Raw genomic sequence first — 11,279 nt, forward strand, 5'->3', positions numbered from 1 at the left:
CCTTGGAGCGCTTGATGCCGAGCGCGACCACGGGCTCGCCGTTGAAGCGGGCGAAGGTCCGGCGGTCGGCGATGGTGTCGGTCACCGTGCCGAGATCGTCGAGCCGCAACTCGCCGCCCGCCGGCAGCGAAATCATCGTTCCCGCCAGCTCGCTGATGGTCTTGGCGCCTGCAAGGGTCCGGATGACCTGATCGTTCTGTCCGATCTCCGCCCGTCCTCCGGCGACGTCGACATTGGTGCCGCGCAGGCGCTGGTTGACGTCGACTGCCGTCAGCCCGGCAGCCCGCAGGCGGTCCGGATCGAGCGACACCAGGATTTCGCGCTTGACGCCGCCGATGCGCTCGACCTGCGCGACGCCGCGTACGCCCTGCAGCGCGCGCTTGACCACGTCGTCGACGAAATACGACAGTTGCTCGGGCGTCTTGCCCGGCGAGATCGCGGCATAGGTGACGATCGGCAGCCCGATGACGTCGACGCGCTGGATCAGCGGCTCGTTGACGTTCTGCGGGAGATTGGCGCGAACGCGCGTCACGGCGTCCTTGACGTCGTTCAGCGCCCGGTCGGTATTGGTCTCCAGCGCGAACTGGATCGTGGTCACCGACAGGCCGTCGGTGATCGACGATGAAATATGCCGGACGCCTTCGACACCCGAAACGCCGTCCTCGATGGTCTTGGTGACCTGCCCCTCGAGTTCGGCCGGCGCCGCGCCGAATTGCGAAACGGCGACGGAAATAACGGGAATATCCGCATTGGGCAAACGCGTGATCGCGAGCCTGGTGAAGCTGACCCAGCCCAGCAACAACAGGATGATCGAGAAGACGACGGACGGAAGCGGGTGTCGGATCGACCAGGCGGAAACATTGAGGGTCATCAACGGGCTCGCGATCGATCGAGATCATCGGCGAACATGGCCTTGACCCGGTCGCCGTCATGCAGCGACGTGCCGGCATCGGCCACGACGATGTCTCCGACTTTCAGTCCCTCGAGGATTTCGATGGCTGTGTCGGACGTCAGTCCGGTGCGAACGCGCCGCGTCTCCACGATATCTCCGTTCACCACCTGGACCGTCAGGTGATCGATCGCGGAGCGGGGAATGGCCACGCCGCAACTGCGCCTGGCGTCGATGTTGACGCGCGCGAACATTCCGATCCTTAAGGTCTGGTCAGTGTTCAGCGACAGTCGGACGTGGCCCATCTGTGTCTTGCGGTCGATCTCGGGCGACACCAGGCGGACACGCCCGACCAGGTCCGGTCCGTCCTCCGGGCTGATGCGCGCGCTCGCGCCGGGATTGAGCTTGAGCACGTGGATCGAAGGCACCTCGGCATTCAGTTCGATCTCGCTGTTGACCGCGATCCGAAACATCGGCGGAGCCTGTGGCGAGGCCGGCGCCCCAACGGCGGTGTGAACCTCGGTCACGAGACCGGCCGTCGGCGCGCGCAGGACGATCGGCCCTGATTTGCCGGGAGGCGGGGTCAGCTTCGCCAGTTCCTGATTGAGCGTGACCGTGTCACCTTCGCGCACCAGCACGTCGGTCACGCGCGAGCCTTCCTGGTCCGGAATGACCACGGCTTCCCGGCGCGGGACGGCAAAGCCGGTCACGCGGACCAGGTCGGAAAAGCAGGCATTGGCCGCGCGGGCCACGGTCACGGGAGCGCCGCTGTCATCCGCGGCGCGCGAGGGACTCGCGGCACTGATCGCGGCCGTCAGCGCGCCGAGCAACAGGCCGGTCGCGACTTCACGCATGCATCGCACGCCCATATCCGGAATCCGAAAGTCGCCCGCAGTTCTTCCATGGCACGCCGAGGGCTGCAACGGATGATGGTTCATGACTGAACCAAAGCATCAGCGCACGCCATAACCGGCGAATTCCTTCTCGATGTCGGGGTCCATCGCTTTGGCATTGGCGATGTCCAGATTTCCCTCGGCTACTGCGCCGCTGCGCTGTCTGGCGAGGCCTCTTCCGTAAAGCGATGAGGTCAGTCTCGGGTTGATCTTCAGCGCGGCATCGAAGTCGGCGATCGCGTTTTTGGTCGCGCCGCTCTTGAGGTTGAGCAGGCCGCGGCTGTCCAGTGCGTCGACGAATCCCGGCCGCAGCCTGAGCGCCTCGTCGCAGTCGCGCCGCGCGGGTTGCAACTCGCCGATCACGGTCCGGGTCCAGCAGCGATTGTTGTAGGCCTCGGCGTCCTTCGGATTGAGCCGGATCGCCGCATCGAAATCCTTGATGGCGGGCGCATAGGCGCCTTTGCCGGCATAGACCTGGCCGCGCCGGTAGAGAGCGTTGGCGTCTTTTGGGTTGGCGGCGATTGTGGAGGTGAGCGACTTGATCGTCGGATCGTCGGCCAGCGCGAGCGTGGTCTTCGCATCAACCTGGGTCGGCGCCTGCGTCGCCGCTGCGGGTGCCGTGACGTGAGCGGGTGGCGGTTCAGGCCGCGGCGCGTCCGCCGGCGGCCTTGAAGCAACGGTCGGCGGCGTCGTGGGAGCGGCTGCGACGGGTGGTGGTGCAGGCGAAGGCGCGATGGGCGGCTGCGCTGTGACGGCCTCAACCTCGGGGGAGGACGGCAACGGTGGCGCTGCGGCGACGCCGGGAGTGCCATGCTGGCCGGGAATGAAATAGAAATCCTCGGCCAGAGACGACGAAATCCACGGCACCTGCTCGGCGCGCGAAGCTCGCGTCACACCGACGCGGGTGCGGTTAAGCGTTTCCTCGGCGGTCAGGTCGGGAACACGAATCTCCTTGAGCAATTCGCCGACGAACAGGCTGTGATCGGCGCTGGTATCGCCGACCACCGAACTCAACGCCGCCGAATACATCACCAGCGTGCCGCTCGGCGCGATGACCGGCGCCAGACCCGCCGAAAAGCTGCGGAAGCGACGCTCGAACGGATTGCGGCGCGATGCGTCGATCAGCGCGATCTTGACGCCGGCGCCGCGGTTGTTGATCTCGCCCAGGATGGTCTCGAGGCTGAAGCCGTCACGGCGAACGTCCGCTTCGGTCCAGATCTGCGCGTTGACCGGAATGAGAAAGCTCTGGCGTCCGGACTGGATGCCATATCCGCTGAAGAAGATCAGCGCGACGCTGCCGGGCCTGATGCGGCTGTAAAGACGTTGAAGCGCGTGGCGCATGGCTTCGCCGGTCAAGTTCTCGCCGGTCTCGACGTCGAACCCGTCATGCTTGAGTTCGTCGGCAACGTCGCGGGCGTCGTTGATCGGCTCCTTGAGCGGCGCTTCGCTATCGGGATAGCTGGCGTTGCCGATCACGAGCGCGATCCGTGCGCTGCCCTTTTCCATCGCGGTCGATGCGGCCGCCGGAGCCATCGCAGGCAGCATCGTCAGCATCAACACCACCACGCCAGCAAATCGAATGGTCATGCGACGCCCGTCCAGTGAGATGCCGTTCCAGTCCGCGCCGTGGCGACCTGACGACCTTATATGACGCAATCGGCGTTTTCAAACCGGCGGCGTGGCGCTTGTTAACCCCTGGTGAATATCGCTCGTGACGCGTCGGTCGACCGCACTGCGTGGCGCGGGCAGGCATGGGACGGCTTGCGATGATGCGCCTTATGGCGTCATTTTTTCTCGGCCTGGTCTTTCGCAGCCATGTTGACGACCTCGACGCGGCGATTTTCCGCGGCGAACGGGTCTGCGGGATTCTTGTATCCCTCTTTTCCATATCCGGCGGAGAGCAGGTTCGCCGCGGGGATGTGATAGGTCTCGATGAGGAAACGCTTCACGGCTTGTGCGCGGCGTTCGGACAGATCATGGTTGTAGGCGTCGGATCCCTTGCCGTCGGTGTGGCCGCCGAGCATGATGACGGAGCCGGCGAGTTCGTCGCTCGTCAGCGCCTTTCCGAGGCTGTGCAACTGCGGTTCTGTGCGTGGAGTCAGGGCCGCGGAATCGAAATCGAAATTGATGTCCAGATCGATCTTCGGACGATTGGCGGCGATTGCCGCCAGATGATCGCGGTCGCCCATGGACAGCGAGCGGGTCCTGCCGCGCACGCTTTTGACGAAGTCCAGATCGCCCGGGGTCAGCGCGGGCTGTGCGGGCGCGCTCAGGCTTCGCGTCCGCGAAACCTTCAGCCCGTCGATGATCTGCTGTGCGGAGAGGTCCTCGGCCGAGACGCCCTGCGGTGCTGCGATCAAGGTCAGGCCGGCCGCCAGCATGGCTGCTCCCAGTGTTTTTCCGGGTGTCATCCGACGAGACATGATCTTCTCCCTGTCCTTCATGGCCCGCCCCGATACGAGGGCGGCTGCCGCACTCTGCGCCGGGGGTGTCAGGCCATACTGTGATTTGCATCACGCCGGTCTAAAAGGTTGGCGGCCCCGGCGGCCTTGGTTTGACGTCATCGGGTCCGGATTCGTTCAAGACTATTCAATGCGTCCCGGCGCATCAATGCTAGCCCGCGCGCGATCCTTCCAGGTCGGCTGCCATGGAACCGGGACAGTGTTTCCGCGTTGCTATCCTCCAGCCAAGGACCGCACCCGAAGACAGCAACCGAGAAAGGATGATCGCCGGCAAGCTGCTCCATTCGAGCCGCTCTCAACCCGCGCTTCTGATGCACGGGGCGAGCTTAAGCGCCGGCCGGCGCGAGGTGAGTGCAATTTTGGCGACCATCCAAGCACAATCATCAACCCGATATGCGGACGGGATCGTCGAGACCGACATTCCCGCGCGGCTCGACGGCCTTCGCTGGAGCATGTTTCATACGCGGGTCGTGACAGCCCTCGGAATTACCTGGATACTGGACGGGCTGGAGGTGACGCTCGTCGGTGCGGTGTCCGGCGCGCTCAAGGACAGCCCGACGCTGCAATTCACCAACTTCGATATCGGTCTCGCCGGCAGTACCTATCTCATCGGGGCCGTGCTCGGCGCGCTGGGTTTCGGCTGGCTGACGGACCGGATCGGGCGCAAGAAACTTTTTTTCGTCACGTTGGCTCTTTATCTGACCGCGACGGCGGCGACCGCGCTGTCATGGAATATCGGCAGCTTCGCGCTGTTCCGGTTTTTCACCGGCGCGGGCATCGGGGGCGAATATACTGCGATCAATTCGACGATCCAGGAACTGGTGCCGGCGCGTTATCGCGGATGGACCGATCTGACCATCAATGGCAGTTTCTGGGTCGGCGCCGCGCTCGGCGGGGTCGGCGCGATCGTCCTGCTCGATCCGCTGGTGATCGATCCCGAACTGGGCTGGCGGCTTGCGTTCCTGACCGGCGCAGTGCTGGGACTGGTGGTGTTTGTGATGCGACTATGGATTCCGGAAAGCCCGCGCTGGCTGATGGTTCACGGACGGCCGGATGAAGCGGTCCGCATCGTCGCCGACATCGAACGGATGGCGACTCGTTATTCGGGTGTGGCCGCCGGCGCGGCGTGGCCGACGATCAGGCTTCGCATGCGCGATCACACGCCGTTGCGCGAGGTGGCGCGGACGCTGTTCTCCGTATACCGGCAGCGGTCGCTGGTCGGCCTTGCCTTGATGATCGCGCAGGCGTTCTTCTACAATGCGATCTTCTTCACCTACGCGCTGGTGCTGTCGACGTTCTTCGACATTCCCCCGGAACGGATCGGCTGGTACATCCTGCCGTTCGCGGCGGGCAATTTTCTTGGCCCGCTGCTGCTCGGGCGGCTGTTCGATACGCTCGGTCGCCGCGCGATGATTGCCTTCACCTACGGGATATCCGGGGTTCTGCTGGCCGTATCGGGCTATCTTTTCGCCGCCGGCGTTCTGACCGCGCAGACCCAGACGATCGCGTGGATGGTGATCTTTTTCTTTGCCTCGCCGGCCGCCAGCGCGGCCTATCTCACTGTCAGCGAGACCTTTCCGCTTGAAGTGAGGGCGCTGGCGATCGCGATGTTCTACGCCGTCGGGACGGCAATCGGCGGCGTCGCCGGTCCTGCGCTGTTCGGGGTCTTGATCGACAGCGGTTCGCGTGACAGCGTGTTCGCGGGGTATTGCCTGGGATCGGCATTGATGATCGCCGCCGCGCTGATCGGCTGGCGATACGGAATTGCCGCCGAGCGACGCCCGCTGGAATCGGTGGCGTCGCCGCTTGCCGCTGTGGAGTCGCGATGAATCAGGATTTGATGGAAACCGTGCAGAAGAAAACCGCTTTCGTGGCCGACGACCGACCTCTTATGCCGCCGTTGCGCACAACCGCGCTATTGCTCGATATCGACGGCACGCTGCTTGATCTCGCGCCGTCCCCGAGCGAGGTTCGGGTGCCGCCGGGGCTCGCAAACTCGCTGTCGCGGCTGTTGGAGCGGACGGATGGCGCGCTGGCGCTGGTCAGCGGGCGATCGCTCAAAGATATCGACCGGATATTCGCCCCGATGCTGCTTCCGGCGGTCGGCGGCCATGGCGCGGAGATGCGCATCTCGTCGGACAGCGAGGCTGTGGCCGCGCAGGCGCCGCCGATGAACGAGGACTTGATGCGGCGTTTCGCGGCGGTCGCCGAATTGCATGCCGGCATACTCGTGGAGAACAAGGGCTACTCGCTGGCGCTGCACTTCAGAAAGGCTCCGGATTCCGAGCAGGCGATTTATGATGCGGTATCGGCGATACGCGCCGACTTGCCCAACGCGCCGATCGAGGTGCTGCCCGGCAAGTTCGTCTGCGAGATCAAGCATTCCGGATTCACCAAGGCGACCGGCGTGAGCGAATTGATGAATCACGAGCCCTTCAAGGGACGGCGGCCGGTCTTCATCGGCGACGACGTGACCGATGAAACGGTGTTCGCGATCATGCCGGATCTGAAAGGACTGTCGTTTTCGGTGGGACGGCGCGCCAAGGGCGTCGACGGCCACTTTCAGGCGCCGGATGAGGTCAGGGCCTGGCTGGGCCGTCTTCTCGACGACGAACGGGCTGCCGCGGAATGATCGATCATGGCCTCGATCTCGCCGTCGTTGGCAACTGCCGCACGGCGGCGTTGGTCGATCCGACCGCACGTTTGGTGTGGTGGTGTTTCCCGCGCTTCGACGCCGACCCGGTGTTCTCGCGCCTGCTCGCGGGAGACGAGGAAAAGGGTTTCAGTGATGTCGTGCTGGACGGCATGGCCGATTACCAGTCTGACTATGTCCGCAACACAGCGATCGTATCGACGCTCCTGACCGACAGCCGCGGCAATGCGGTGCGCGTCACCGACTTTGCGCCGCGCTTCCGACAGTATGGCCGCATCTTTCGTCCTCCGCAGTTGTTTCGCATCATCGAGCCCGTCGCGGGCCTGCCCCGCATCACGATTCGTATCCGGCCGACGCACGCCTACGGCAAGCCGCTCAGGCGGCATTCGATGGGCAGCAATCACATCCGCTACATCGGGGGAGACGACACGGCGATCCGCGTGACCACGGACGCGCCGCTTGCCCTGATTGAAAACGAAACGCCGTTCGTTCTGACGCGGCCGATGCATCTCGTGTTCGGCAACGACGAAGCCTTTCCCGGCGACCTGGCCTCGACCGCCCAGCGTTTCGCCGAGGAGACCAAGACCTACTGGCTGGGCTGGGTGCGGCGTCTCTACATTTCCTATGAATGGCAGGAAGCCATCATCCGCGCTGCGATCACCCTCAAGCTGTCGAACTTCGAGGAGACCGGCGGCATCATCGCCGCGCACACCACCTCGATTCCGGAAGCGCCCGGCTCGGGCCGCACCTGGGATTATCGCTATTGCTGGCTGCGCGATGCCTATTTCGTGGTGAAGGCGCTCAATCGGGTCGGCGCGACGCGGACGATGGAGGATTTCATCGGCTTCACACTGTCGATCGCATCCAATCCCGACGAGGATCTGAAGCCGGTTTACAGCGTGGTCCCGAACCTGCCGCTGGACGAGTGGACCGCCGCTGATCTTCAGGGCTATCGCGGCGACGGGCCGGTGCGCGTCGGCAATGCCGCGGTCGATCAGAAACAGCACGACACCTATGGCAGCGCCATCCTGGCGGCGCTGCCGCTGTTCTTCGATCGCCGGTTGCCGCGCCCGGGTGATGAAAGCTTGTTCGCCCTGCTCGAATCGCTCGGCCACAAGGCGGCCAGGGTCGCGATGACGAGCGATGCCGGAATCTGGGAGTATCGCGGCCGACAGCGCGTTCATACCCATTCCGCGGCGATGTGCTGGGCCGGGGTCAACCGGCTTGCGGCCATTGCGGAACGGCTTGGCCTGTCGGAACGCGCGGCGCACTGGAATGCGGTCGCCGACCCGCTGCATGCCGAACTGATCGATCGCGCCTGGAATCCGAAACGCGAGGCTTTCACCGCCGCGTTCGGCTCCGATGATCTCGACGCGAGCGTGCTGCTGTTGCCCGAACTCGGCGTCTGCGAGGTCGACGATCCGCGATTTGTGAAAACCGTCGCCGCCATGGAACGCGAGTTGCTGCGCGAGAAGCATATGATGCGCTACGCCGCGGAAGACGACTTCGGCGTTCCGGTGACCGCGTTCCTGATCTGCCGCTTCTGGCTGATCGACGCGTGGTGGGCACTCGGACGTCGCGAGGAAGCGCGGGAAGCTTTCGTGGATGCGCTCGCGCACCGCAATCGTTTCGGCCTGCTGTCGGAAGACGTGGATCCGAAAACCGGCGCGTTGTTCGGAAATTTTCCGCAGACTTATTCCATGGCGGGATTGATCCTCACCGGCATGAGATTGTCGCGGAACTGGGAAGATCGATACTGGCGCAGTTGATCGAATGAAAGATACTTGCCTTAAACCTCGTTACGATAACGAATTCATTCTTCGCCGTTCGGGAACTCCTATTATCGTTCAAATTTGCCCGAATTTGGCGTCAATTTGGTTGGAAGGGGGCGAGGAACCATATTGATGAACGAACGTTTACAAATGGGCTGAAAAATCAGGAGGGGACCTTGTGAATTTCGTTGTCGTTTCAAATCGCGTAGCGCGCGCGCGGGCTAATGAGCCCTTGACGGGCGGGCTTGCTGCGGCGCTGCTGCCGGTTGTTGAAAAATCGGGCGCGATTTGGGTGGGTTCCAGCGGCCGGGTGCGCGACGGGGTGCATAAGGATTCATTTGCGGAAGTCGAAGCCCTGGGCGCGGGCGCGCTGGCGTTGCTCGACCTGCCCGCGGCGCATTACGGCGGATATTACGAGGGCTTCGCCAACTCTGCGCTGTGGCCGGCGCTCCACTCCCGATCCGATCTCATTCGCGCATCGCGGGATGATTATCAGTCCTACCGCGAAGTCAACGCCTTCATGGCGCGGGCCTTGATGAGGTTCCGCAAGCCGGACACCGCGTTCTGGATTCAGGACTATCATTTTCTGGCGCTTGGCGCCGAGTTGCGCGATCTCGGTGTCCGGAATCCGATCGGCTTCTTCCTGCATACGCCATGGCCGGCGCGCGCCGTCGTGGGCGCCATTCCGAATCATCGTGAACTGGTCGAGGCGATGCTCGCCTATGATCTGATCGGATTCCAGACCGACGATGATTGCGAGAATTTCCTCGGCTATCTTCGGTCCGAGCTTGGCCTGGAGATCGATGACGGCGTGGTGACGTCGCGTTACGGCAAGTCGCGTTGCGCGGTGTTCCCGATCGGAATCGATGTGGAGAAATTCGCGGTGCAGGCCGCCAAGGCCATCACCCATCCCGACGTGTCGCGGTTGCGGCGCAGCCTGAACGGCGAACAGTTGGCGATCGGTGTCGACCGTATGGATTATTCCAAGGGACTGGTGAACCGGATCAACGCATTCGACCGGATGTTGACGTCGCAACCGGCGCTGAGGCGCACCGTCTCGCTGTTGCAGATCGCGACCCCCTCTCGCGGCACGATCGAAGCCTACGGAAACTTGCAGAGCGAACTGGCAAAGCTCGTCAGCGACGTCAACGGCCGGCATGGCGAGGCCGACTGGATGCCAATCCGTTATCTCAACCGGGGTTTCAATCAGACGGTGCTGGCCGGACTCTATCGCACCGCGCGCGTGGGCGTGGTGACGCCGCTGCATGACGGCATGAATCTCGTCGCCAAGGAATATGTCGCCGCGCAAAATCCGGCCGATCCGGGCGTACTGGTATTGTCCAGGTTCGCGGGCGCGGCGAATGAATTGCAGGCGGCGCTGCTGGTCAATCCGCACGAAATCGATGGCATGGCGCGCGCGATTGCCACGGCGTTTTCGATGCCGCTGACGGAACGCCGCATGCGCTGGGAAGCCATGATGCGGAAGCTGCGCGCCGGCACCATTCAGCAGTGGTTTACCGATTTCTCCGATGCGCTCCAGGATGCGCATGCTTCAAATAAGAATTCGGCAAGCGACCTGCCCGCCGTCGAGTCGCCGAAATCGTGGCCGCTGCACGTGGTCGGCTCGCCCAGCGGCGCGCGCGTTCACTAAAGTTATCCCGCTTCTGGAGCCTTTCCGATTCTGATGGAATCAGAAGCGGAGCTTTATGTTTTGATTTGACGCGTTTTCCTCTCGCGAACCGGTCCCCACTTCGCTTGAAAACGCTCTCTCCGCTCCAGACTCAATTGGTCCACCCGGTTATGACAGCGGCGATATTGACGGCCGCTTCGAAGTTGCGCGCCAGCTTGTCGTAGCGGGTGGCGACACGAACATTCGACCCCGAGGGTCCCTCGAACCCATTCAAGCAGAAAAATACATGAGGCTATTCATGTATTTATGGAAAATCCGCGCATCCGGGCCTCGCTCTCTTGCAAAAGCCGGCACGTCCCGTCATGAGAAAGCGCCCGGAGAGATGGCCGAGTGGCTTAAGGCGCACGCTTGGAAAGCGTGTGTGCGGGAAACCGTACCGTGGGTTCGAATCCCACTCTCTCCGCCACCTTCACGCCGTACTATAATATCTATATATTTCAATATCTTGTAAAGAGGCCACTGGGCCATGTCCCCCATTGTGTCCCCCAATGTGCAAAAACACTGATAGGGAGACAAAGATGAAAATATCCCAGCGGCCCCGCGCTACCCCAGCATGAAGCGGTTCAACCACCCCGAGGCTCACATCCGCGCAATCGTTCGGGACACCTGCACCGCCGACCACGCGCCCATGCTCCCGCGCGGCTGCGGAATGCCACGCGCGGTGAGGGCCTTCGCGATCTCCCTCAGAGACCCCGCGCCCGCCTTCCTGATCTCGGCAATGATTGGTGCGAGGTCGTCGGCCTTCTGTGCAGCCTTGGCTCTCGCGGCCTCCGCAGCGGCCTTCTGACCGACACCCGCGACTAAATGGTGCTTCGCCTTCCGATCCCACTGTCCATCACTGAGCTGCTGCCGGTTTGATGGACAGCCAGTTAAGCTAAACCCAGCTTTCGTTCGAACTCAACCGGGCTGAGGTATCCGAT

The 11,279-nt window shown here is 63.2% G+C and carries 8 protein-coding genes and 1 tRNA gene; 5 read left to right on the plus strand and 4 right to left on the minus strand.

The annotated features are described in order from the left end of the window. The 4 genes from BGO16_RS03445 to BGO16_RS03460 all read right to left on the minus strand — a co-directional run. Positions 1–871, minus strand: an 871-nt coding sequence (locus BGO16_RS03445; protein WP_292617205.1) for an efflux RND transporter permease subunit, incomplete at its 3' end; no start/stop codon positions are given. Beyond that, positions 871–1,743, minus strand: coding sequence for an efflux RND transporter periplasmic adaptor subunit (locus BGO16_RS03450; RefSeq protein WP_292617206.1), 873 nt, complete (start codon positions 1,741–1,743; stop codon positions 871–873). The genes BGO16_RS03445 and BGO16_RS03450, both read right to left, overlap by 1 nt. A gap of 99 nt (positions 1,744–1,842) precedes the next feature. Beyond that, positions 1,843–3,369 (minus strand): caspase family protein, encoded by a 1,527-nt coding sequence (locus BGO16_RS03455; protein ID WP_292617207.1) that lies wholly within the window; start codon positions 3,367–3,369, stop codon positions 1,843–1,845. 197 nt (positions 3,370–3,566) lie between these two features. Continuing rightward, positions 3,567–4,205, minus strand: a complete 639-nt coding sequence (locus BGO16_RS03460; protein ID WP_292617208.1) for an OmpA family protein — start codon at positions 4,203–4,205, stop codon at positions 3,567–3,569. A 491-nt stretch (positions 4,206–4,696) separates the two neighbouring features. Here BGO16_RS03460 and BGO16_RS03465 point away from each other — a divergent pair, with 491 nt between their 5' ends. The 5 genes from BGO16_RS03465 to BGO16_RS03485 all read left to right on the plus strand — a co-directional run bounded on the left by BGO16_RS03465 (position 4,697) and on the right by BGO16_RS03485 (position 10,765). Continuing rightward, complete coding sequence (locus BGO16_RS03465; protein ID WP_292617211.1) at positions 4,697–6,073, plus strand: MFS transporter; 1,377 nt, start codon at positions 4,697–4,699, stop codon at positions 6,071–6,073. A gap of 11 nt (positions 6,074–6,084) precedes the next feature. Next, positions 6,085–6,876 carry a trehalose-phosphatase gene (otsB, locus tag BGO16_RS03470; RefSeq protein ID WP_292617212.1) on the plus strand — a complete coding sequence of 264 codons (792 nt, stop codon included), beginning with the start codon at positions 6,085–6,087 and terminating at the stop codon, positions 6,874–6,876. After that, a complete protein-coding gene (locus BGO16_RS03475) occupies positions 6,873–8,666 on the plus strand; it encodes a glycoside hydrolase family 15 protein (RefSeq protein ID WP_292617209.1) in 1,794 nt (597 codons plus the stop codon). Before otsB ends, BGO16_RS03475 begins: the two co-directional genes overlap by 4 nt. A gap of 181 nt (positions 8,667–8,847) precedes the next feature. Beyond that, positions 8,848–10,320, plus strand: a complete 1,473-nt coding sequence (locus BGO16_RS03480) for a trehalose-6-phosphate synthase (protein WP_292617210.1) — start codon at positions 8,848–8,850, stop codon at positions 10,318–10,320. A 355-nt stretch (positions 10,321–10,675) separates the two neighbouring features. After that, positions 10,676–10,765: transfer RNA gene (locus BGO16_RS03485), tRNA-Ser, on the plus strand. Positions 10,766–11,279: the final 514 nt, after the last annotated feature.

Source organism: Nitrobacter sp. 62-23, assembly GCF_001897285.1.
Lineage (GTDB): Bacteria > Pseudomonadota > Alphaproteobacteria > Rhizobiales > Xanthobacteraceae > Nitrobacter.

Bases quoted from the DNA above. Each gene is read 5' to 3' on its own strand.
- BGO16_RS03450 (WP_292617206.1), bottom strand. From the start codon at position 1,743: ATGCGTGAAGTCGCGACCGGCCTGTTGCTCGGCGCGCTGACGGCCGCG.
- BGO16_RS03460 (WP_292617208.1), bottom strand. From the start codon at position 4,205: ATGTCTCGTCGGATGACACCCGGAAAAACACTGGGAGCAGCCATGCTG.
- BGO16_RS03475 (WP_292617209.1), top strand. From the start codon at position 6,873: ATGATCGATCATGGCCTCGATCTCGCCGTCGTTGGCAACTGCCGCACG.
- BGO16_RS03465 (WP_292617211.1), top strand. From the start codon at position 4,697: ATGTTTCATACGCGGGTCGTGACAGCCCTCGGAATTACCTGGATACTG.
- otsB (WP_292617212.1), top strand. From the start codon at position 6,085: ATGGAAACCGTGCAGAAGAAAACCGCTTTCGTGGCCGACGACCGACCT.
- BGO16_RS03455 (WP_292617207.1), bottom strand. From the start codon at position 3,369: ATGACCATTCGATTTGCTGGCGTGGTGGTGTTGATGCTGACGATGCTG.